Source organism: Corynebacterium glucuronolyticum DSM 44120, assembly GCF_030440595.1.
In the GTDB taxonomy this organism is placed as follows: domain Bacteria; phylum Actinomycetota; class Actinomycetes; order Mycobacteriales; family Mycobacteriaceae; genus Corynebacterium; species Corynebacterium glucuronolyticum.
This window is the reverse complement of the sequence record NZ_CP047452.1, coordinates 1,093,213-1,113,336: the sequence shown is the minus strand read 5'-3', so window position 1 is coordinate 1,113,336 and position 20,124 is coordinate 1,093,213. Positions and strand designations below refer to the sequence as shown.

25 protein-coding genes are annotated in these 20,124 nt (G+C 57.3%); 5 read left to right on the top strand and 20 right to left on the bottom strand.

Annotated elements, in window-relative coordinates:
• Positions 1 to 44: 44 nt before the first annotated feature.
• Both CGLUCO_RS05210 and CGLUCO_RS05205 read right to left on the bottom strand, forming a co-directional pair.
• Positions 45 to 824, bottom strand: a complete 780-nt coding sequence (locus CGLUCO_RS05210; RefSeq protein WP_084035798.1) for a tetratricopeptide repeat protein — start codon at positions 822 to 824, stop codon at positions 45 to 47.
• Complete coding sequence (locus tag CGLUCO_RS05205) at positions 825 to 1,118, bottom strand: thiamine-binding protein (RefSeq protein WP_005396035.1); 294 nt, start codon at positions 1,116 to 1,118, stop codon at positions 825 to 827.
• Between the two features lie 24 nt (positions 1,119 to 1,142).
• Here CGLUCO_RS05205 and mce point away from each other — a divergent pair, with 24 nt between their 5' ends.
• Positions 1,143 to 1,601 carry a methylmalonyl-CoA epimerase gene (gene mce, locus CGLUCO_RS05200; protein ID WP_005396033.1) on the top strand — a complete coding sequence of 153 codons (459 nt, stop codon included), beginning with the start codon at positions 1,143 to 1,145 and terminating at the stop codon, positions 1,599 to 1,601.
• A 204-nt stretch (positions 1,602 to 1,805) separates the two neighbouring features.
• Here mce and CGLUCO_RS05195 read toward each other — a convergent pair whose 3' ends face one another.
• The 14 genes from CGLUCO_RS05195 to CGLUCO_RS05130 form a co-directional block, all read right to left on the bottom strand.
• Positions 1,806 to 2,078 (bottom strand): Rv1322 family protein, encoded by a 273-nt coding sequence (locus tag CGLUCO_RS05195; protein WP_081446553.1) that lies wholly within the window; start codon positions 2,076 to 2,078, stop codon positions 1,806 to 1,808.
• Positions 2,079 to 2,091: 13 nt separating this feature from the next.
• Complete coding sequence (gene nucS / locus CGLUCO_RS05190) at positions 2,092 to 2,784, bottom strand: endonuclease NucS (RefSeq protein WP_005392152.1); 693 nt, start codon at positions 2,782 to 2,784, stop codon at positions 2,092 to 2,094.
• A 14-nt stretch (positions 2,785 to 2,798) separates the two neighbouring features.
• A complete protein-coding gene (locus tag CGLUCO_RS05185) occupies positions 2,799 to 3,194 on the bottom strand; it encodes a DUF2550 family protein (protein WP_084035800.1) in 396 nt (131 codons plus the stop codon).
• Positions 3,195 to 3,514: 320 nt separating this feature from the next.
• Positions 3,515 to 3,892, bottom strand: a complete 378-nt coding sequence (locus tag CGLUCO_RS05180) for a F0F1 ATP synthase subunit epsilon (RefSeq protein ID WP_005392149.1) — start codon at positions 3,890 to 3,892, stop codon at positions 3,515 to 3,517.
• Positions 3,885 to 5,327: a F0F1 ATP synthase subunit beta gene (gene atpD, locus CGLUCO_RS05175; RefSeq protein WP_005392147.1), complete on the bottom strand. Its 1,443-nt coding sequence runs from the start codon at positions 5,325 to 5,327 to the stop codon at positions 3,885 to 3,887. Before atpD ends, CGLUCO_RS05180 begins: the two co-directional genes overlap by 8 nt.
• A 3-nt stretch (positions 5,328 to 5,330) precedes the next feature.
• Positions 5,331 to 6,311, bottom strand: a complete 981-nt coding sequence (locus tag CGLUCO_RS05170; protein WP_005396030.1) for a F0F1 ATP synthase subunit gamma — start codon at positions 6,309 to 6,311, stop codon at positions 5,331 to 5,333.
• A 46-nt stretch (positions 6,312 to 6,357) separates the two neighbouring features.
• Positions 6,358 to 8,007 carry a F0F1 ATP synthase subunit alpha gene (gene atpA / locus CGLUCO_RS05165; RefSeq protein WP_005392143.1) on the bottom strand — a complete coding sequence of 550 codons (1,650 nt, stop codon included), beginning with the start codon at positions 8,005 to 8,007 and terminating at the stop codon, positions 6,358 to 6,360.
• Positions 8,008 to 8,060: 53 nt separating this feature from the next.
• Positions 8,061 to 8,879 carry a F0F1 ATP synthase subunit delta gene (locus tag CGLUCO_RS05160; protein WP_005396029.1) on the bottom strand — a complete coding sequence of 273 codons (819 nt, stop codon included), beginning with the start codon at positions 8,877 to 8,879 and terminating at the stop codon, positions 8,061 to 8,063.
• A 5-nt stretch (positions 8,880 to 8,884) separates the two neighbouring features.
• The gene (locus CGLUCO_RS05155; RefSeq protein WP_005392139.1) at positions 8,885 to 9,472 is read right to left on the bottom strand and encodes a F0F1 ATP synthase subunit B; all 588 of its coding nucleotides are present in this window, start codon (positions 9,470 to 9,472) and stop codon (positions 8,885 to 8,887) included.
• 24 nt (positions 9,473 to 9,496) lie between these two features.
• Positions 9,497 to 9,739: an ATP synthase F0 subunit C gene (locus CGLUCO_RS05150; RefSeq protein WP_005392137.1), complete on the bottom strand. Its 243-nt coding sequence runs from the start codon at positions 9,737 to 9,739 to the stop codon at positions 9,497 to 9,499.
• Between the two features lie 101 nt (positions 9,740 to 9,840).
• Entirely contained in the window at positions 9,841 to 10,653 is an 813-nt protein-coding gene (gene atpB, locus CGLUCO_RS05145) for a F0F1 ATP synthase subunit A (RefSeq protein WP_005392135.1), read from the bottom strand.
• Between the two features lie 216 nt (positions 10,654 to 10,869).
• The gene (locus CGLUCO_RS05140; protein ID WP_005396026.1) at positions 10,870 to 11,283 is read right to left on the bottom strand and encodes a Cg1360 family ATP-synthase-associated protein; all 414 of its coding nucleotides are present in this window, start codon (positions 11,281 to 11,283) and stop codon (positions 10,870 to 10,872) included.
• Between the two features lie 78 nt (positions 11,284 to 11,361).
• Positions 11,362 to 12,492 carry an MraY family glycosyltransferase gene (locus CGLUCO_RS05135; protein WP_196793976.1) on the bottom strand — a complete coding sequence of 377 codons (1,131 nt, stop codon included), beginning with the start codon at positions 12,490 to 12,492 and terminating at the stop codon, positions 11,362 to 11,364.
• A 325-nt stretch (positions 12,493 to 12,817) separates the two neighbouring features.
• Complete coding sequence (locus tag CGLUCO_RS05130; protein WP_005392129.1) at positions 12,818 to 13,456, bottom strand: L-threonylcarbamoyladenylate synthase; 639 nt, start codon at positions 13,454 to 13,456, stop codon at positions 12,818 to 12,820.
• A 405-nt stretch (positions 13,457 to 13,861) separates the two neighbouring features.
• Between CGLUCO_RS05130 and CGLUCO_RS05125 the strand changes: the two genes are divergently transcribed.
• The 4 genes from CGLUCO_RS05125 to CGLUCO_RS05110 are packed head-to-tail and all read left to right on the top strand — an operon-like array spanning position 13,862 to position 17,029.
• A complete protein-coding gene (locus CGLUCO_RS05125) occupies positions 13,862 to 14,881 on the top strand; it encodes an ABC transporter substrate-binding protein (protein WP_232621862.1) in 1,020 nt (339 codons plus the stop codon).
• Positions 14,881 to 15,912 carry a FecCD family ABC transporter permease gene (locus CGLUCO_RS05120; RefSeq protein WP_005392125.1) on the top strand — a complete coding sequence of 344 codons (1,032 nt, stop codon included), beginning with the start codon at positions 14,881 to 14,883 and terminating at the stop codon, positions 15,910 to 15,912. The genes CGLUCO_RS05125 and CGLUCO_RS05120 overlap by 1 nt, the downstream gene beginning before the upstream one ends.
• A complete protein-coding gene (locus CGLUCO_RS05115) occupies positions 15,912 to 16,706 on the top strand; it encodes an ABC transporter ATP-binding protein (RefSeq protein WP_005392123.1) in 795 nt (264 codons plus the stop codon). Before CGLUCO_RS05120 ends, CGLUCO_RS05115 begins: the two co-directional genes overlap by 1 nt.
• Before the next feature lie 20 nt (positions 16,707 to 16,726).
• Complete coding sequence (locus CGLUCO_RS05110) at positions 16,727 to 17,029, top strand: ArsR/SmtB family transcription factor (protein ID WP_005392121.1); 303 nt, start codon at positions 16,727 to 16,729, stop codon at positions 17,027 to 17,029.
• Positions 17,030 to 17,166: 137 nt separating this feature from the next.
• On the opposite strand, the gene CGLUCO_RS05105 is transcribed toward CGLUCO_RS05110, so the two are convergent.
• The 4 genes from CGLUCO_RS05105 to CGLUCO_RS05090 form a co-directional block, all read right to left on the bottom strand.
• On the bottom strand, positions 17,167 to 18,045 hold the full coding sequence (locus tag CGLUCO_RS05105; protein ID WP_005392120.1) for an urease accessory protein UreD: 879 nt from the start codon (positions 18,043 to 18,045) through the stop codon (positions 17,167 to 17,169).
• 1 nt (position 18,046) lies between these two features.
• A complete protein-coding gene (ureG, locus tag CGLUCO_RS05100) occupies positions 18,047 to 18,670 on the bottom strand; it encodes an urease accessory protein UreG (protein WP_005392119.1) in 624 nt (207 codons plus the stop codon).
• Between the two features lie 107 nt (positions 18,671 to 18,777).
• A complete protein-coding gene (locus tag CGLUCO_RS05095) occupies positions 18,778 to 19,518 on the bottom strand; it encodes an urease accessory protein UreF (protein WP_005396004.1) in 741 nt (246 codons plus the stop codon).
• Entirely contained in the window at positions 19,499 to 19,969 is a 471-nt protein-coding gene (locus CGLUCO_RS05090) for an urease accessory protein UreE (RefSeq protein ID WP_005392117.1), read from the bottom strand. The genes CGLUCO_RS05095 and CGLUCO_RS05090 overlap by 20 nt, the downstream gene beginning before the upstream one ends.
• Positions 19,970 to 20,124 lie beyond the last annotated feature (155 nt).

Here is a 20,124-nt window from a genome sequence, read left to right as displayed (position 1 = left end):
TCCAGTTTTATTTTTTAAAGCTTCCTAGATTTTTCAGCGTCGCATTAAAACAACGCGCTAGCCATCTTCCTCCGAGCATCATCCACTTCCGGCGAGCCCTCAAAGGCCGAGAATAGCTCAATGAGCCTCTTCTTCACGGTCTCTTTATCGTCACCGAAATTGGTCATCAGTTGCCCCAGAAGACGGGAAAACGCGGCCGAAAGATCGCCACCAGCCGCCTCTGCATCCGCCTGAATGAGCTCAGCATCCAAGCCAGTTGCCGCATCAACTTGAGCCTCCGCAACCCTGTGGATGAGGTGCGTACGCGCAAGACCTGATTTGGCTTCCTTGTTGCCAGGCTCCTCTTTGAGGATCTTTTGGAAAGCCGCCTCAGCCTCTGCCACATTTCCTGATTCCAGGAGAGCGTTGGCGTTATCAATGCGCGGATCGGAGGGCTTCTCCTCTCCTGGCGCAATCTGCGACACAAGCTGTTCTAGCACCTGACGCGGTTGTCCGCCCTGGAAGGAGCCGGCGGGGCGTCCGCCGATGAAAGCAACGACGGTGGGGATAGCCTGCACGCCCAAGGCACCGGCAACCTCTGGGGTCGCATCAGCGTCGACGTAGGCGTAGGTGAAGCCGTCGTTGTGCAGCTCGTTGAAGTTCTTCCGCATCTCGTCCGATTCGGGCGAGCGACTAGATCCCACCTGGAGGATCACCGGCTTTTCTTGGGACGAGACCAGCACCTGCTGCACGTTAGCCGCGGTAACCAGTACCTCGTGAGCACCGCCTCCCTGCGACGGCTGAGGGTCCTTCTTCAGCGAGCTGAGGTCAAAAACTCCTGCCACTTAGTTCAACTCCTTCATTGCCTTTTCCATATCCTCAACCTTGCCTGTGAGACGGTTATTCCACCCCGGACGGATGTCGGCCTTTATAACGAGGGATGCCCGCGGACTCACCTCCAACACCGCATCTGTGGCACGTTTCACAACGTCCATAACTTCGTCCCACTCCCCCTCAATGAGGGTGAACATGGCGTTGGTCTCATTGGGCAGGCCAGAATCTCGGACAATTTTAACGGCGCGCGCTACCGCTTCGGACATTTCCTCGGAAACGGGCGCGACTGAGAAAGCAATCATCATAGTTTCCAGAGTAGACTAAAAGCCATGAGTAACGATGTTTCTGGGATCGAAATCCCCCACGAGTATGTAACTTGTCTCGACCACGTTGGCATCGCTGTGCCGGACCTCGACGAGGCTATCGAGCACTACCGCAGCGTCTACGGCTGGGTCTGCCACCATGTTGAGAAGAACGAAGAGCAGGGCGTCGCCGAGGCCATGATCGGCCCGAAGAACATCTCTGAAAAAGAAGGAATGATTCAGCTTCTCGCTCCGCTGTCCCCCGACTCCACCATCGGCAAGTTCCTGGATAAGAAGGGCCCCGGCATCCAGCAGATGTGCCTCCGTGTCAACAACCTTGATGCTCTTACCGAGCACATCAAGGCTCAGGGCATGCGCGTCCTCTACCCCGAGGCCAAGATCGGAACCGGTGGAGCACGCATCAACTTCGTTCACCCAAAGGATGCAGGTGGTGTTCTCCTCGAGCTCACCGAGCCGAAGAAGTAACTAGAACCGCATGGGGAGCCCTTCGGGGCTCCTTTTTGTTTGCAGCTTCTGCCCCGGCCGGCAGCCGCATCCCCGGTAGCCGTTGAAAAAGGACCCCGTTTGCTGGTTCCAATTCCACTCTCCCCGGGCCGTGCCAGGAAACCTGGTGGACGGGTACACCGAACGTCGAAAAGCCGGAGGACAGTTCGAGTTCACCGCAGGCCATCAGGAGGAAAAAACATCCCAACAATGGCGGTGCCAGTGACGGCGATCATCGCCGTCCCGATCGGCATACCACGCCACTACATGGGCGACACCCGGTGGAATATTTTGATGACACCCGGGACAGATGTAAAACTTCGTAGCACGGGCAGAGCCGAACGGACGGACCTTATATTGGACACCGTGCACGTCCACGGTTGAGGTGGGAACAAAGCTCGAACCATCTGGAGGAAGCTGCCTCATTGGGCGGGAAGCGCGCCGGTTTTTCCTTCCCACAGTCTGCCTCCTTCTAGAAAAGGGTGAGTTTGTCTGACGGAATTCCACGCATCGCCTGGTAGTCCAGGATAACGCAGCGAAAACCGCGATCCTCAGCGAGAGTACGGGCCTGCGGCTTTATCTGCTGGGCGGCGAAAACCCCGTGAACGGGGCTCAAAAGGTCATCTCTGTTGAGCAGATCCACATATCGGGTCAGTTGCTCCACCCCATCGATTCCGCCCCGCCGCTTCACTTCCACGGCTACAGTTTCCCCGTCCGCATCCTTGCACAAGAGATCCACGGGGCCGATTGGTGTTGGGTACTCACGCCGGACAAGGCTAAATCCTTCACCGAGCGTCTCTACATGCTCTGCGAGAAGCTGCTGGAGGTGGGCTTCCACGCCGTCCTTCTCAAGCCCCGGGTCAACGCCCAAGTCACGAGAAATGTCCTCGTAGACTTCATGCAAGGTAATTCGGAGCTGCTCGCCTTTTTTGGACTCGACTACCCACAGTTTTTCCCCCGTATCCTCCCCCTCTTCGGAGGCGATGTCCATCTCCTGCAGGCTGCAGGGCGGACTCATCCAGTTCAACGGCTTATACGCTCGGTCATCGGCGTGAACAGAAACCGAACCATCGTTCTTCACAATGACGAGGCGGTCAGCGGGTTCCAAATGGCTTTCCAGCCGGCCGACGTAATCGACTGTGCAATGAGTAAGAATAAGGCGCATTCTTACAAGGTTACCTACTGCGCGCGTCGGGAAATGAATCGCCTGAAACCGGCCTTGTCCACGCTCTGTTGACGCCGGGAAGGAGCGGACTCTAACCAGGACGTAAACGCCATCTCCTCGCTTCGATCGAGGCGCATCTCCAGCTTCATTCGCTCGCTCTGGATAACGTAGATGTCGTTCTTCTTGTCAAGGATGTCGATGGTCACTCGGTTCAGCGAAATATACGGTTCAGATGTGAAAGAGGGAAAAACAAAAATTCCGGCGGTGTCATCCACGTACCTGATCCGCCCTGAGCGGAAATTCGTGTCTGTACCAACGCGCCGGAATCCTACTTGCTGACCAATTCGGTTGTGACGTAGCCACAGCAGAAAGAGAATCACGATCACGAACACACACATGATTGCCATCATTTGATTCTCACTTTCGCTTAGACATCGGAATAAGCTGCGGATCCCTATGAAATCGAAGGCGCACTGTATGCACGCCAATCAGCATAAGCAGTTTTTAATTAAAAACTTGAGCCCTTTCTAGATACTGTAGCGCACCTGGGAAGTTTTGGGAAACGCGCAGAAAGAATCCTTAGAAAGGAAGTGAGCGAAGCGTGAAAACCGCATAATTTCGGACTCCGGATCATTGACCATGTACGGGGAGCATCCACCATCCCTGGATATCGCGACTGCTCCTAACATGCAAAAAGACCCCGCAAAGCGGGGTCTTTGTGCACGTTGGGTTAGATACCCTTGTTCTTGCGTTGGATCGCCTTCACGCGTGCCTCAGCGAGGTTCTTTGTTTCCTCATCCTCGGCGCTTTCTAGCTCGCGCGTAGCCTCCGACTCATCAATGTCGTCGGCCCATTGAGCGTAGTCAGCCAGCACGATCACACCTTTGGCTGTAACCGACAAGAACCCACCCTTGACGGCCGCGACCAGCTTCTCACCATCAACTGGCTTGATGGTGACAACACCGTTTTCCACGAGCTGTCCGAGAATTGGTTCGTGACCGGGCAGGATGCCAATCTCACCTTCGGTGGTCTGTGCGGTAACAATCGAGGCCTCTCCAGACCACAACTTTCCCTCAACAGCGACCAAGTCCGTGGTGATACTAGCCATTGTTCTCGCTCATCTTCTTGTAGTTAGCCTCGACATCGTCCAGACCACCAATACCGTTGAACGCCTGCTCCGGGTAAGCATCGAACTCACCGTCACAGATACGCTCGAACGCATCGATGGTCTCTTCCAGCGGCACGTAGGAGCCGGGGTTGCCGGTGAACTTCTCAGCAACGAAGAAGTTCTGGCCGAGGAAGCGCTCGATACGACGTGCACGCTGCACGGTGATCTTGTCTTCCTCACCGAGTTCGTCCATACCGAGGATGGCGATGATGTCCTGCAGTTCCTTGTTCTTCTGCAGAATACCGATAACGCGCTGAGCAACGTTGTAGTGGCGCTCACCGACGATCGACGGCTCGAGTATGCGAGAGGTCGAGGTCAGCGGGTTCACTGCGGGGTAAATACCCTTCGAGGCAATACCACGGTCGAGCTCGGTGGTTGCATCCAAGTGGGCGAAGGTCGTCGCAGGAGCCGGGTCCGTGTAGTCATCGGCAGGCACGTACACGGCCTGCAGAGACGTAATGGAACGGCCCTTGGTGGACGTAATGCGCTCCTGCAGGATACCCATCTCGTCGGCCAGTGTCGGCTGGTAGCCCACGGCGGACGGCATACGGCCGAGCAGCGTGGACACCTCAGAACCGGCCTGAGTGAAACGGAAGATGTTATCGATGAACAGAAGCACGTCCTGGTGCTGAACATCGCGGAAGTATTCCGCCATGGTCAGGCCCGACAGAGCCACACGCATACGAACTCCCGGCGGCTCGTCCATCTGGCCGAACACGAGGGCCGTATCCTGCAGCACGCCCATCTCTTCCATCTCAAGGAAGAGGTCTGTGCCCTCACGGGTGCGCTCACCGACGCCGGAGAATACCGACGTACCGGAGAACTCACGAGCGATACGGGTAATCATCTCCTGGATGAGCACTGTCTTACCCACACCAGCACCGCCGAACAGGCCGATCTTGCCGCCCTTCACGTACGGGGTGAGAAGGTCAATCACCTTAATGCCGGTCTCGAGGATCTCGGTCTTGCCCTCCAACTCGGAGAACGGCGGCGGGTCGCGGTGGATACCCCACTGCTCACCGTCGCGGCCGAGACCGGGCTCATCGAGGCAGTCACCAAGGGCGTTGAAAACGTGGCCCTTAACGACATCGCCAACCGGAACCTTGATCGGGCCACCGGTGTCTTTCACTTCCGCGCCACGAATGAGGCCATCCGTCGGCGCCATGGCAATGGTGCGCACGAGGTTATCGCCCAGGTGCTGCGCCACCTCCAAAGTAATGGTCTTAGCAACGGCTTCGAGGGTCACGTCGACCTTCAAAGCGTTGTAGATAGCAGGTAGCTCACCGTGGGCAAATTCCACGTCGACGACCGCGCCGATAACGCGGACGACGCGGCCGGTCCCGGCCGGTGCCTGCTTTTTCAGAGCTGTGCTCATAATCTAGTCACTTTCTCCGCTATCGGCGAGCGCGCCTGCGCCACCGACGATCTCTGTAATTTCCTGTGTAATCTGCGCCTGGCGGGCCTGGTTAGCTTCGCGGGACAGCGTTTTAACCAGGTCTGTCGCGTTATCCGATGCCGCCTTCATAGCGGTACGGCGGGACGCGGACTCCGATGCAGCGGACTCCAGATACATGGAGAACAGTGTCCTCGACACGTACTTCGGGAGAAGAGCACCCAGCAGGGTGTCTGCATCTGGCTCGAACTCGTAGTCTGCGACGAAGGTGGACTGAGAATCGGAAACGATGTCCTCACCCAGCTCCATCTCTTCTTCTTTGACTTCGGTCTCCACCGGCAACAACTGCAACGCAGTGGCTGTCTGGCTGAGCATGGACTTGAACTCGGTGTAAATCACGTGCACTTCGTCGAAGCCCTGAACCGGTTCACCCTCGGGTCCGGTGAGGCCTTCGCGCCACTTGGCGGTGCCTTCCGATCCCGCCATGAACCCGTCAATCAGGTGACGGCGAACGTTGTGCGTGATCTTGTAGGTGGGCTCCTGTGAGAAGCCCGTCCACTTTCCTGCGAGTTCCTCGCCACGGAAGGTGTAGTAACCTACACCCTTGCTTCCCGTGACGTAAAGGGCGACCTCTAGTCCACGTTCTTCCAGAAGGTTGCGCAGCTCGGTTGCTTTCTTAAACACGTTGTGGTTGTAGCCACCAGCCATGCCACGGTCGCTGGAAATCACGAGAAGAGCAGCCCTCTTGGGGTTGGCCTTCTTGCTCAGGAGCGGGTGGTCAAGCGATGAGGCCGATGCCAGTTCTGAGATCACGCGGGTGATCTCTGTGGCATACGGGCTCGCTGCCGCCGTCCGCTGCTGTGCCTTCGTGATCCGCGAGGTGGCGATCAGTTCCTGGGCCTTGGTGATCTTCTTGGTAGAGTTCACCGACTTAATACGGCTTTTAAGTTCGCGCATATTAGCCATCTGTCCAGTCGCCTCCTTTCTGTCTTAAAGAACCTTGTGTGAAGATTTACTCGCCCTGCTTCGCCGTCTTGCGTGAAACAGTGATGGTGTTCTTCTTCAGTTCTTCTTCCTTCAAGGGGTCGACAGGAGCCTCGTTGATCACCGGCGTGCCGTCGGTGGTCTGGAACTGGCGCTTGAAGTCCGTAGTCTTTGTAACCAGCGCCTGCTGCGAGTCGTCCGACAGCGGAACGCCGCCGTCGATCTGCTCGTACACATCGCTGGCGTTCTGATGCAGGTACTCCAGCATCTCAGCCTCGAAGCGGCGGATATCCTCAACGGGAACGTCGTCGAGGTGGCCGTTGGATGCGAGCCAAATGGAAACCATCTGGTCCTCAACGGCCATCGGGTTGTTCTCCTTCTGCTTCAGCAACTCAACCAGGCGCTCACCACGGGCTAGCTGCTTCTTGGAAGCGGCATCCAGGTCGGAAGCGAACGCAGCGAACGCCTCCAGGTCGCGGTAGGCGGCAAGGTCAAGACGGAGGTTACCGGAAACCTTCTTCATACCCTTGGTCTGTGCAGCACCACCCACACGGGAGACGGACACACCGACGTTCACAGCCGGGCGCACGCCCTGGTTGAAGAGGTCGGACTCAAGGAAGACCTGGCCATCCGTAATCGAAATGACGTTGGTCGGAATGAAGGCGGACACGTCGTTGGCCTTCGTCTCGATAATCGGCAGAGCCGTCATCGAGCCGGCACCCATGTCATCGGAGAGCTTTGCAGCACGCTCCAGCAAACGAGAGTGGAGGTAGAACACGTCGCCGGGGTAAGCCTCACGGCCCGGCGGGCGACGCAGCAGCAGGGAAATAGCGCGGTAGGCTTCAGCCTGCTTAGTCAGATCATCGTAGATGATGAGGACGTGGTTACCCTTGTACATCCAGTGCTGGCCGAGGGCCGCACCGGAGAAGGGGGCGAGCCACTTGAAACCGGCGGAGTCAGATGCCGGAGCAGCCACGATCGTGGTGTACTCCAGGGCACCATGCTCTTCCAGCGTGCGACGCACGCCGGCGATCGTGGACCCCTTCTGGCCAATAGCGACGTAGATGCAACGGACCTGCTTGGTCTTGTCGCCCGACTCCCAGTTGGCCTTCTGGTTCAAGATGGTATCGATGCAGATCGCGGTCTTACCGGTTTTGCGGTCACCAATGATCAGCTGACGCTGACCACGGCCGATCGGGGTCATCGCATCGATTGCTTTCATACCAGTCTGCAGTGGTTCTTCCACTGGCTGGCGCTGCAGCACGGACGGTGCCTGCAGCTCGAGTGCGCGGTTTTCTTCCGCCTCGATATCGCCCAGGGCATCAATCGGCTGCCCCAGGGGGTTAATAACGCGACCGAGGAATTTGTCCCCGACCGGGATGGAGAGAACCTCTCCGGTCCTCTTGACTTCGTCGCCTTCCTTCAAGATCTCGAAGTCGCCCAAGATCACAACGCCGATGGAATCGGTATCGAGGTTCTGGGCAACGCCGATGACGCCATTCGGGAACTCCAGCAGCTCGTTCGACATAACAGAAGGTAGTCCAGATACCTGGGCAATGCCGTCTGCAGCCGAAATAATCTGCCCGACCTCCTCGCGGGTCGCACCCGGCGAGTAGCTCGAAGTGTAGTTCTCAATCGCGCTACGGATCTCATCGGAGGAGATCGTCAGCTCCGCCATGTTCTTCCTGCTCTCGTAGTAGCTTCCAGCAAAATTTATTATCGATTCTCTAATTAGCCGAGGTTCACGCGCAGACGACGCAGTTTACCTGCTGTGCTGCCGTCGATGACTTCGTCACCGACGCGAATGACCATGCCGCCGAGGAGGCTGGTGTCAACCTCGGTGTGAATGGACATCTCGTGACCGTAAATGCGGGCTAGCTTCTCGGCCAGCGCGTCGCGCTGCTCCGGGGAAAGCTCGCGGGCGGTTTCGACGCGGGCGATATTCTTTCCGCGCATCTCCGCTGCCTGCTCCGCAAGTGACCTGCAATCCGTGATGGGATCCTTCTCAATCCGCCCGATGACCTGAAGCACAAGTGCTTCGGTGGTGTGCGTGACCTTACCGTAGAGCACGTTTGCGAGAAGTTCGCGACGCTTTGCGGGTTCGGTCTTCTTGTCGCCTACCAGGCGGGTAAGTTCAGGATTATCACGGAGAATGCGGCTTAGCCTAAACAGCTCGTCTTCCACCTGGACCAGGTTGCCCTCTGCCTCTGCCCCGATAAACAGGGCGCGACGGCCAAGAAGGATGAGTCCTTGACGGAACTCTCGTGCTGTCGACCACGTCTGTCCGACTGCATCGAGCAGGACAGCAAGCGTGGATTCAGAGACCTTGTCATCCAACAGGTTCCGCGCCAGTCCCTGGCGAGCCTCTGCCGAGGTGGCGGAGTTAGCCAGGGCTACGCGAAGCGTGCGGTTATCATCAAGGCTCTCAACGACATCGAAAAGTTCCGTACCGGTTTGTGCGGCGCGCGCGACCAGCTGACCGCCCTGCTCAAGGTGGCCCTTGAGCGACTCGGTGACCGTAGTCAGCGCCTCGCGGCTAGCTGCGTGCATACCGCTCACTTCCTTACTGTGGATACGTCATCGAGGTCTGCAAGGAACTTGTCGATCGTGCCAGAGCGAGTCAGATCATCGGACAGCTGCTGTCCGAGGAGACGCTCGGCAAGGTCAACAGAGTTGCGCCCCATATCGCGGCGCAGCTCGGAGACAACCTGCTCGCGCTGAGCGGCAAGCTGCTTCTCCCCTGCTTCGATGATGCGGTTGGACTCTTCGGCTGCCTGCGCACGCATTTCCGCCTTGATCTGCTCACCGCGTTCGCGAGCCTCTTCACGGATCTGCTGTGCCTCGGCACGGGCCTCAGCCAGTTGACTGTTGTACTTCTCCAGCGCCTGCTTTGCTTCGGCCTGTGCGGCCTCCGCGCGTTGGATACCACCCTTGATCAAATCCTCGCGCTCCGATAGGACTTCCTGGAACTTCGGGAGTACAAACTTCCAGAATACGAAGAGGATTACCAGGAACGCGACGAGAGACCAGAAGATGTCATACGGCGCCGGCAGGAGGACACTGATCGAATCCGTCAGGGGCAGGTGCGAACCTGGGTCCCCGGCGGACGGTGCCTCCGCTGCGAGATATAAAACGTTCTTCATGGTGTTGCGTAACCTTCTGTTCTACTAGAACAGGAAGCCTGCAACGAGGCCGATGAGGGCCAGGGCCTCGGTGAACGCGATACCGAGGAACATCGTGGTGCGGAGCTGGCCGGCCATCTCAGGCTGACGTGCCATAGCTTCCACGGTCTTACCAACGAGGATGCCGATGCCGAGGCCAGGTCCAAGCGTTGCCAGGCCGTAGCCGATGGTGGCGAGAACACCGAGATCCAGAGCACCTGCGCCTTGTGCAAGAAGCAATTCGTTCATTGTGGGTATGTCCCTTTCTTAATGTGCTGGACGCATTTTCGTTCCTTGCGCCCAGCGGAAATTGTGTAATTTACAGGGTGTCGTATTCAGTTAAAACCGTTTTAGTGTTCGTCCGCATGCAGCGACAGTTCGATGTACACGGCCGTCAGCAGGGCGAAGATGTACGCCTGCAGGAAGATGACCAGGAGCTCGAACAGCGTGAATGCGACCGCGGCAATCAGCGTCAGTCCAGAAACAGCCATCCACCCGTTGAACTGCCAGAAGAAGAAGTTGGTCGCGCTAAACAGCAGGACCAAGATCAGGTGGCCCGACAGCATGTTGGCCATAAGACGAATGGCCAGCGTCGCGGGGCGGAGGATGAAGGTGGAGAAGAATTCGATCGGCACCACGAGGATGTGGAGGAACCACGGGATGTTCGGCACCACGACGGAACTCTTCAGGAATCTGAAGAAGCCGTAGCGCTTTGCACCTGCGTAGATCATGGCAATGTAGCCCATCAACGCCATCACCAGCGGCATACCGATGCGCGCGTTAGGTGAAATGTTGAGGAACGGAATTACCGACGGAAGGTTCATGAAGAGAGCCAGCATGAAAATGGTCGTGATGAGCGGCAGGAACCGCCGACCTTCCTTCTTGCCGAGGATATCTTCTGCGATGTGAATTCTGACGAAGTCAAGAAGCATTTCTGCCATTGACTGGAACTTGCCCGGAACCTTCTTCGGGTTCCGCATAGCAAGGACGAAGAAAACGATGATCGCGACCACACAAAGCAGTCGGACAAACATCAGACGGTCTAGTGCGAACAGGCCTCCGGCGAAATCGGACAACCATAGATTGTGAGAGTCGCCGTTGCCATCTACGAAACCCGGGAAAAATTCATGAAACAAGTCCGGGGCGTGAAACTCGCCCTTCATGGACAAATATGTAACGCTCAGCGTTCTCTCCCGTGTTCATTTACCGCTGTGAGGCAAGCGGTGCGATGGACGTCTGAATTATTACTTCAGCTACTGCGGATTCCAACGCACATCGGCACAGCAACTGAAAGGTATTGCTACCTTTTGAGTACTTTATCAGTGCTGTGATTTTTCGTATGTTTGCCTACCCCCAAATTGACCCCGTTGGGGTTTAAGTCACGAAACAGTGGTGGTTCTAGAACTAAGGATTCCCCAGCTTTCCGCTGCCAAAACAACAATTAGCGCGAGAACAACTGTGAGAAATAGCGCACTGTGGCTGTAAAACGTGAGATCTTTAATAAATGCCAAAATCACGATGAGAGCGATGAGCTTCACCAGCCACCCACCGAGTACCACCGCGGCGGTCGTTGTGGGCGAGGAATGGGCCGTCGACAAGCTCAGAGCAACGGTGATGAGGATAAAACCGCCACCGATAGCGGCTCCGATGAGTGCTCCGTAAAAGCCAGGTTCACCGGCCACGTACCACCATCCGGCGAGAGAGGCGATGGCGACAACAAGGAGTGCTATCCCACCGAAACGAAGTGCCCGGCGCAGGGGGTGTGCTTGGTCTGTAAAGGAGCCCTTCTCCACATAAGGAGTTGCACCTGCTTGTTGGCTCAATTGCTGGTTTCGTGAAATATGGCTGTCTTGGCTGTCTTTAGTCACAGCTCAAAAGTGTAACCCAGCCGGGCGCACGGTGTACCAGACGGCAAACGCAATGGCGACAGCCAGCATGATAAGCGCCCAGGACGGCGGGAAAATGGTGAAGCCAACAGCACCGAAGGCAACGACCCCCACCCAGGTGTAGAGCACCAGCACCACCTGTTTCTGACTGTGCCCCATCCGCAGAAGACGATGATGGAGGTGCTTTCGATCCGCTGTAAAGGGTGACTGTCCCCGCGCCAGCCTGCGCGTCACCGCCATAATGAGGTCCAACATCGGGATGAAAACGCTGGCGAGAACGACAAAAATCGGACTCATAGCGGCGATGAAATCGGCGGTGCCGTACAGGCTCATGTTGATCTTGCCCGATGCAGATGTCGAGGCTGCAGCAAGCAGCAAACCAATGAACATCGCACCCGTGTCCCCCATAAAGATTCTGGACGGTGCGAAGTTGTGTGGCAGGAAGCCCGCACACATACCGACGAGCCCGGCGGCGATAATCGCCGGCGGGTAGGCGGCGACAGCACCACCCTGGTCATGCAGGATGGACAGTGCGAAGGCGAGGGTGGCCAGCCCGGAGATCATCCCCACGCCCGACGCCAACCCGTCGATGCCGTCGATAAAATTGATCGCATTCATGAGCGCGACGGCGAAGACCGTGGTGAGAATGGTCGATTGCGCCCCGTCCAAAATGAGCGTCGTTCCATCACCGATGGGTAGGTACAGGATGGACCACCGGAGCCCCATGAGACTCATGGCTAGCGCCGCCGCCACCTGGCCGACGAGTTTGCTCAATGCGTCGAGTTCGTAGAGGTCATCAATGACGCCGACGAACACGATGATCGCGGAGGCCACGAGGATTGCGTCCATCTCCGGGGTGATGGGGCGGAAACCGCGCGTTAGCGCCGGCAGTTGTTGAGCCAGGTAAACGGCGATGAGGAAGCCCGTGAACATGGCGAGCCCACCCAGCTGTGGTTTACGCACCGTGTGGACATCGCGCTCGCGAATTTCGGACAGGTGCCCGGAGCGAATCACCAGTGAGCGAACAATCCCCGTTGTGAGGTAGGTGAACACGAGGGCAGTCAGAAGGACCACTCCGAGCTCTCGAAGCGGTACGCCTACGCCTGCTGTTCCCACTCGTCTCCTATTCGTTGTTCCTTGGCACCGTGTAAGGCACCGTGTCACCTGCCACAGTGGCAGTTCCACTGTGGCACTGTGTCACTGTGCTGCCTTGTGTGGGCTTTATCCTAGCCCCTCCACGCCCGGTCACCGCGCATCTCGCCCGGTGTTTCCGCTTATCGACGCGCCTTCGTACCGTTTCTACGCACTGCTCGCGCCCTCCACATTCCTGTTGGCGCGAATCGGGATGCACAAAAAGCAATCGGTGACCTCAGCGACTTGGCTGTCAGCAGCGACTCAAGCGTCCATGCCTCATTCAACCGTCGCACGTCGCCACATGTATTTATGCTTGCGCCTTGAGGACCTCAAAGATCTTCTCGCTGGGAATAGCTCCCTCACGCAGGATCGTCGGGGTTGCCTGGGTGAGGTCGATGATGGTCGACGGGGTGCCAATCTCAGCCTGTCCGCCTTCGAGGTATACACTCACCGAATTGCCGAGCTGTTCCTCGGCCTCCCGTGCGTTCAACGCCGGTGGCTGCCCGGAGATATTGGCTGATGAAACTGCCATGGGGCCGGTCTTCTGCAGGAGCTCAATGGCGAGTTTCTGCAAAGGCATGCGCAGCATCACAGAGCCATTGGTATCCCCCAGGTTCCAAGTCAAACTCGGTGCCTGTGGGACAACGATAGACAACCCACCTGGCCAGAACGCCTCGATGAGAACATTCATCTGGCGGGTGTAGTCCCGCGACAGACCGCGCACGGTGTCCCAGCTGCCAACGAGCACCGGCACGGGCATGTCGGGGCCGCGATGCTTGGCCTGCAGGAGTTTATTCACTGCTTCGGGGTTAAATGCGTTGCAACCGATTCCGTACACCGTATCCGTGGGGATAACAACGAGACGTCCAGCCTCCACCGCGTCGGCAGCTGAGTTGAGTCCTACTTCCCGCGTCTTTTCATCCAGACAGTTAAACGTACGCGACACGTGCCGCACCCCTTTTTCTATAGCTTGCGGTTGATTTCAAGTAACACCGCCATATGTTACCCCGCCACCAATCCCTCCATGCGCTCCTGCCACCATCCGCTCCTCCCGCCGTCTTCACCTCCCACTGCCCTCCCTTCCCGCCGTCTTTCCCCCTCAGACCATTGCCCCTCTCCTCACCCATCGTCCGGAAAACACAATCACAGAGGATGCAGGTCATCAAACCCAGAAAGCCCCCTTTGAGAGCACCTGCTGGTAGGAATTATCCTTCGTGGAGCTCTTGTTTTTCCAGGCGGGTGCTTTCGGGTGCACCTGAAGCCGACTCCAATTTGGTACCGGGGATGAACCTACGATACGGTTCAATCTAACATTCCATTGATTTTTGATGTTAACGAAGGAGAACGCCCCGTGCGCCATCGTCTTCTAGCAACCATTGCCACTGCAACCCTCGGCTTTTCACTGGCTGCGTGTGGTAACGGCTCTTCCGATCAGGCTGCCCCCACGACGCAGGACAGTGCGTCCACCACGCATGCCGTCACCATCGACAACTGTGGGTTCGAGACGACAGTTCAAGCGCCAGTCCAGCGCGCGACGACGATGGAACAGGGCTCCACAGACACGCTGCTGCTCCTGGGTGCCAAGGACCAGATCGCCGGATACAGCCACCAAAAAGACGCACCACCAGCGGGTTATTCCTTGGACGGGCTGACAGAGCTCTCCCCCTCCGTGGCCAACTCCGAACAGCTCCGCAATGCGGACACGGACATGATCGTCAGTCCCTTCAAGGAAAGCTGGACAGCCGATGCCGCAGGTGCCCGCGAAGAGTGGCAGAGGCTTGGTGTGGGAACGTACAACTCCAACTCCGAGTGTCCCACCTACGGCGACAATAAGGGTAAGACCAGTTTCGAACTGATCCAGAAAGATCTCACAGACTTGGGCAAAATCTTCGGCCGCGAAGAAGAAGCCAAGGAGCTCATCGCGACCCAGAACGAGGCGCTTGACAAAGCCGTGAAAGCCCCAGAAGGCACAACATTCATGCTCCTGTACTCCTCTGTCGGCGGCTCCCCCTACGTTGCAGGTGGCCCGTCGATTGTGACGGAGATGGGCGAGCACTCAGGGATGACCAACGTGTTTGCCAATCTCAACGAGGAGTGGCCGCAGGTTTCCTGGGAGGCCGTCGCAGAGGCCGACCCCGATGTCATCATCCTCGCCGATCTTCCCAAGCGCGGCGAACCCGGCGACAAGTGGCAAGAAAAGGTGCAAGACCTCGAAAACACCCCGGGAACGAAGGAGATGAAGGCTGTCAAAAACGGTGCCTACGTCGTTGTTCCTGGAGTTGCAACCTCCGCTTCTGCTCGTTCCCACGAAGTCATCGAGGCAATCTCTGCTGCTCTAGATGGCGATCTCGGTACGAAACTGGCCAAGTAGTGTCATCCGTCAAACAATCGAAGTCCCACAAAACACACCACGGCACGACTGGAAAAACGGTTGGCGTGGTGGTTGTGGGGCTGATCGTTCTCGCCGTCGCGATGATTGCATCGCTGACCGTCGGCTCAAGTTCAATGAGCTTCGGGGAGCTGCGCGCGTTTATTGACCCAGCGCTGCCAACCCCGTCTCCTCTCCGGACATCGATCCTCACCGAGCTTCGCATCCCGCGCATCCTCATGGCTGCCTTTGTCGGGGCGATTCTCGCCGTCTGCGGTGTCGTCATGCAGGCCATCACGCACAACGACCTTGCGGAACCCTACTTGCTCGGCATCTCCTCGGGCGCCTCCACTGGGGCCGTCGTCGCAATCCTCTTCTCAACGTGGCAGTACGGGATTATCGTCGGCGCGGCAATCGGTGCGTTGGCCTCCTTCTTCATGCTCATCCTGCTATTGCAGAAGAGCGCTGCGGATGCCACGCGGGTTGTGCTCACAGGTGTCCTCATTGGTTTCCTCTTCCAATCACTGACGTCCCTCATCGTCACGGCGAGCGGAAACGCCGAGTCCACGCGAGGAATCATGTTTTGGCTCCTCGGAGTCTTAAGTGCCGCACGTTGGCATACGTTCTGGGCTGTGGCGATCATCGGCACATTGGGGATTATCCTGCTCTGGTCTCTATCACGATATCTCGATGCACTGTCCCTCGGTGATGCCACAGCCCAGACGATGGGGATCCCTGTCGTTGCGCTTCGCTACACGGTGCTCATCGCTGTATCGCTCATGACAGCCGCTACCGTTGCTTCCGTCGGCGCGATCGGCTTCGTCGGCCTTATCGTCCCGCACGCTATCCGAATGCTCAACGGCCCCCGCCACGTCACCCTCATCCCCCTCTCAGCGCTGCTCGGGGCAATTTCCCTCGTCGTCGCCGACGCGATTGCCCGCGCACTATTTGCGCCACAGGAACTTCCCGTCGGAGTCATCACAGCGCTCATCGGCGTTCCCGCCTTCTTCGTCATCCTGAGGAGGAAGCGCTAATGCTGGAAGTATCCAATCTCCGCGCCGGTTTCGGCGAGCACACCGTACTTTCGGGAGTGTCTTTCACCGCAGAAGCCCCCACCATCGTCGGTCTGGTTGGTCCGAATGGTTCTGGGAAGTCCACCCTACTCAAGTCACTCGCCGGTGTGCACCACTTCGATGGTTCGGTGCTTTTCGACGGCAAACCGCTCACCTCTTACCGCATAAACGAACGCGTTCACCACCTTTCCTACGTCGCACAGCACTCAGGAGCTGCCATCCCCCTCACCGTCCGAGAGGTTGTGCAGTTGGGATGCTCGGCCGGTCGCGGCCCATTCTCCCAAACTCAAGCAGGCGACGAAGAGCGGATCACCCGGGCGTTACATCACTCGGCACTGGAGGATCTGGCCGATGCCAGGCTCAGTGAGCTCTCCGGTGGCCAGGTGCAACGCGCGATGGTGGCCCGCGCGATGGCCCAGCAGGCCTCCACCATGCTTCTCGACGAGCCGACAAACCACCTGGACCTGCATCACCAGTACCGCCTCATGGATCTGCTGTCGCACATCTCCACGCAGCACAATACGGTGATCATCCTGGCTATACACGATCTGGCACTAGCAGCCCGCTACTGCGACCGTCTCCTGCTCATTAACGGTGGGACGGTGGAAAACGACGGCCCCCCGCTCGAGGTCCTCACTGCGGACGTACTTGCTCGAGTATTCCGGGTAAACGGCTCGCTTACGCGTAGTAGCGGTGGCGTTCCTTCGCTTGTGATCGACGGTGCAATTGGCTCACAAGATACTCTTTCCGGTTAAACTACCTGCAGGAGGTAATTGTGTCTCACGAAGTTGACATCGACAGTTGGGCCGGCACGTTTAAGATCCTCGGCGACCCGACACGGCTCGCTCTACTCGCAGCCATCCACTACGCCGGCCAGAACACTCTGACTGTCAGCGAGCTTGCCGAGGAAACTGGACTCAGGGTAGCAACAGCTTCGGCGGCCTTGAGGGCGATGGAAAACAACGGAACGGTTAAGTCGCAGCGCGATGGCCGACGAATTTACTACGGGATTGCTAACGACGACGTTCATGAGCTGCTTCACTGGATCGGTTCTGGCCACAAGGTCTCGGACGATTAGTCAACCACCGCCAGCAATGTAGTTCACAACAGGAGCCAAAAGACGGAACCAGCTTTACGCTGCTTCCGTCTTTTCCTTTTTTTGGAGTCGCCACTGGCTTCCTTTGTGCTAGCACTGGCTAGTACCGGTGTAGGTCGCTAATACTGGCGTAGGTTGATTGGTCCCTGTCCCCTCGTCTTGTCCCGGACAACGTTGGCGGCTGCCTGCACAACCCGCATGAGGTCTTCCGTCCAATCACCGACCGCGCGTAGTACGAATCCCGGAACATCGATTTCTGTGACCGATGCCTTGACGCTGCCTTTACCTTCGAGATGCTGCCGGACGGCATTGCGAACGTCCGCGACAACCTCCGGTGACACATGCGGATCGACGCAGATTGCCGTCGAAAAATGCGTGTGCTCCCCGAGGAAAGAAGAGCGTACCGTGGAGAAAACGTCCTTGGTGGGCTCGATCCGAATATTATCGACGAGTACCACCTCCCCGTCAACCTTCACAGCCGTGCGCAGGTGCGCGTTCTTGTATAGGAACTGCCCACCATCTGGCGACCAACCAGGCGTCACAATATCCGAGATGAACAACGATGACTCTTTGTCCATCTCCACCAGGATTTCCTGCCGGTAATCCGCATCGCGGTAGAGGATCAACTGGTCTGGGATGTACTCCATGACCGCATCGCCGTGCAGCGTAAAAGCGATGTTCTGCACAACAAAGTCATTCGGAGTGCGGTACACCTTTGCTGCAGACTGGTCAGTAAATAGGATCGATGCGCCGGCATCCACTTCAACACCGATGCGGTAGGCGTCACCACCGACGTAGCCACCGCCGGGATTGGCAATGGTGTAGTACACCTGCCCGGAATCGTCCAGATAGTGCGGGCGAATAATCTTGAGAGCACCCTGGTGATACTGCTTCGTAGCGATGGATTTTCCACCGCTGACAGAGATTCCGAGATCGAGCTCTCCCATCTCCTGGTGCGGCGGATCATGCCTAAAAACCGGCTTAGACTCGCCCCACATGCTATTTACCACTGGCCTCGAGATCCTGCATAAGCACATCGCGGCGGAGCCACTGAAGCACCTCGTCGAGGCCCTCATCCGTCTTCAGGTTCGTGAGCACAAACGGCTTGTCACCACGGAAGACCTTGGAATCGTCGGTCATCACCTGGAGATCAGCGCCGACATAAGGAGCCAGGTCGGTCTTATTAATGACGAAGAGGTCAGACTTGATCATCCCCTGGCCTGCTTTACGAGGAATCTTCTCCCCCTGGGCGACATCAATGATGTAAATGGAGAAGTCCACTAGTTCAGGCGAGAACGTAGCGGAGAGGTTATCGCCGCCAGACTCAATGAACACGAGCTCCAGGTCTGGGTGCCGATTCAACAATTCCTCGTATGCGGCCTCGTTCATCGACGTATCTTCACGGATGGCGGTATGCGGACAGCCACCCGTCTCCACACCGATGATCCGATCCTCCGGGAGCACGCCGTCGCGTGCGAGAATGCGAGCGTCCTCAGTCGTGTAAATATCGTTCGTGATCGCCGCCATGGAGATTTCACCTTCCAGGGCGCGCGTAATGCGCTCGATCAATTGGGTCTTACCAGAGCCGACCGGTCCACCGACGCCGACTTTTACAACAGACATTTCTAAATTTTCCTTTCATGTTGTGGAACCTCCCCAGAAAAGGAGGCATCCCTCTTGTGCCACTGTGTGGCTTCTCTATTCCCGTTGGTAGGACATGAATCCCGTTGTTAGGACATGAACATGCGCGAGCGCAGGAATTCGTGTTCCATCTGGGCGATTTCCATATCGGGAGCAGCAACACCCAGGTCGTGAACGGTGTGTTCCATCGCTTGTTGGGCAAACTCCGTCACGAGGCCGTAGACCCCAACGAGCAGACGTTGGCCTGCATCCTGGCCAAGGGGAATAGCGCGGATCGCATTTTGGACCATGGACGTGGCTAACTGCATGAGATATGCCTTCGCTGCCGTGTATCCGTCAACTCCGGCAGCAGCCAGAACGAGGCCGAGAGCGATTCCCGGGTTGCCCTTGTACTCTCGAGCACGCAAACCACGGTCGTACTCTTCTACGAGCATGTCATCTGCGTCAACTATTCGCGCGACCTTGCTCATCCGCTTGCCCATGGAACGCATTGCTGCACGTAGCTCCTTGGGAGTCAACGTTGCGTGTAACAAGCGGTCCAGCTGGTTCAGCCGCGCTACCTTCTCATCCCAGCCAATCGTGGAATTGTGCAACTCCACCGCGAAGCGAACCGCGAGGGCATCATTGAAGGTAGCCTGGTACAAATACCCCTTTAACCACTCTGCGAAGGTATCTGCATCATCAACTGCACCGCTTTGGATATATGTTTCCATACCCGCTGAGTGGGCGAACCCGCCCGTAGGCAATGCGGAATCGGTCAAGTGCCAGATGACCAGCTGCGCCCGCTCGCTCGAGCTGGCTTCCTGGGGCTTAGTGGGTGTGCTCTGCATGACGGAAAGCCTTCGGCATGACGTATTGACCGCGCTCGTAGTTTGTTTCCATGTGATCCAGGAAGTGCTCGACAGTGTGGTCGTAGCGCACAACCATGACGGAGCCAGTGAAGCCAGCCTCATCCTCAAAGAACTGGGCCTGGAGGTGACGGTTACCGAGGGAATGTGCGACTGTCAGTGCTTCCTTGATAGAACCGGGTTTGATGACGAGAACGTCCGTTGGATCAATCTTGGCAACGATAAGTGAATCGCCCTCACGCCACAGGATGTCACCATCGTGAAGTTCGCGGAAGTCGGTATCAAAGCGCAGGCCGATTTCGGTCCCCCCTTCTGACGTTACGCGCTGTACTCGCTTCAGCCGGGATTCATTGTCAAACAGCACAGAGTCTATGGATAGCTCTGCAGGTTCAGATACATCGTGGACGTTTCCGAGAATCTCGGTGACGATCATGATAGGCCTTCCTTGTTTTTGAGGAATTGTCAGTTGATATTTGTGATGGCTTTATCCACGTCATTGTTTGCGTTTCAGCCTACGCCACCCTTCGTTTCCATGATCATGGATTGTCCGTCACCACGGGACGATTTTTGGCGAGGAAATCTGGGCAC

What these genes read in the sequence shown, in the direction of transcription:
- CGLUCO_RS05205 (WP_005396035.1), bottom strand. Translation starts at nt 1,118, where the DNA reads ATGATGATTGCTTTCTCAGTCGCGCCCGTTTCCGAGGAAATGTCCGAA.
- mce (WP_005396033.1), top strand. Translation starts at nt 1,143, where the DNA reads ATGAGTAACGATGTTTCTGGGATCGAAATCCCCCACGAGTATGTAACT.
- nucS (WP_005392152.1), bottom strand. Translation starts at nt 2,784, where the DNA reads ATGCGCCTTATTCTTACTCATTGCACAGTCGATTACGTCGGCCGGCTG.
- CGLUCO_RS05185 (WP_084035800.1), bottom strand. Translation starts at nt 3,194, where the DNA reads ATGATGGCAATCATGTGTGTGTTCGTGATCGTGATTCTCTTTCTGCTG.
- CGLUCO_RS05180 (WP_005392149.1), bottom strand. Translation starts at nt 3,892, where the DNA reads ATGGCTAGTATCACCACGGACTTGGTCGCTGTTGAGGGAAAGTTGTGG.
- atpD (WP_005392147.1), bottom strand. Translation starts at nt 5,327, where the DNA reads ATGAGCACAGCTCTGAAAAAGCAGGCACCGGCCGGGACCGGCCGCGTC.
- CGLUCO_RS05170 (WP_005396030.1), bottom strand. Translation starts at nt 6,311, where the DNA reads ATGGCTAATATGCGCGAACTTAAAAGCCGTATTAAGTCGGTGAACTCT.
- atpA (WP_005392143.1), bottom strand. Translation starts at nt 8,007, where the DNA reads ATGGCGGAGCTGACGATCTCCTCCGATGAGATCCGTAGCGCGATTGAG.
- CGLUCO_RS05160 (WP_005396029.1), bottom strand. Translation starts at nt 8,879, where the DNA reads ATGCACGCAGCTAGCCGCGAGGCGCTGACTACGGTCACCGAGTCGCTC.
- CGLUCO_RS05155 (WP_005392139.1), bottom strand. Translation starts at nt 9,472, where the DNA reads ATGAAGAACGTTTTATATCTCGCAGCGGAGGCACCGTCCGCCGGGGAC.
- CGLUCO_RS05150 (WP_005392137.1), bottom strand. Translation starts at nt 9,739, where the DNA reads ATGAACGAATTGCTTCTTGCACAAGGCGCAGGTGCTCTGGATCTCGGT.
- atpB (WP_005392135.1), bottom strand. Translation starts at nt 10,653, where the DNA reads ATGAAGGGCGAGTTTCACGCCCCGGACTTGTTTCATGAATTTTTCCCG.
- CGLUCO_RS05115 (WP_005392123.1), top strand. Translation starts at nt 15,912, where the DNA reads ATGCTGGAAGTATCCAATCTCCGCGCCGGTTTCGGCGAGCACACCGTA.
- CGLUCO_RS05105 (WP_005392120.1), bottom strand. Translation starts at nt 18,045, where the DNA reads ATGTGGGGCGAGTCTAAGCCGGTTTTTAGGCATGATCCGCCGCACCAG.
- ureG (WP_005392119.1), bottom strand. Translation starts at nt 18,670, where the DNA reads ATGTCTGTTGTAAAAGTCGGCGTCGGTGGACCGGTCGGCTCTGGTAAG.
- CGLUCO_RS05095 (WP_005396004.1), bottom strand. Translation starts at nt 19,518, where the DNA reads ATGCAGAGCACACCCACTAAGCCCCAGGAAGCCAGCTCGAGCGAGCGG.
- CGLUCO_RS05090 (WP_005392117.1), bottom strand. Translation starts at nt 19,969, where the DNA reads ATGATCGTCACCGAGATTCTCGGAAACGTCCACGATGTATCTGAACCT.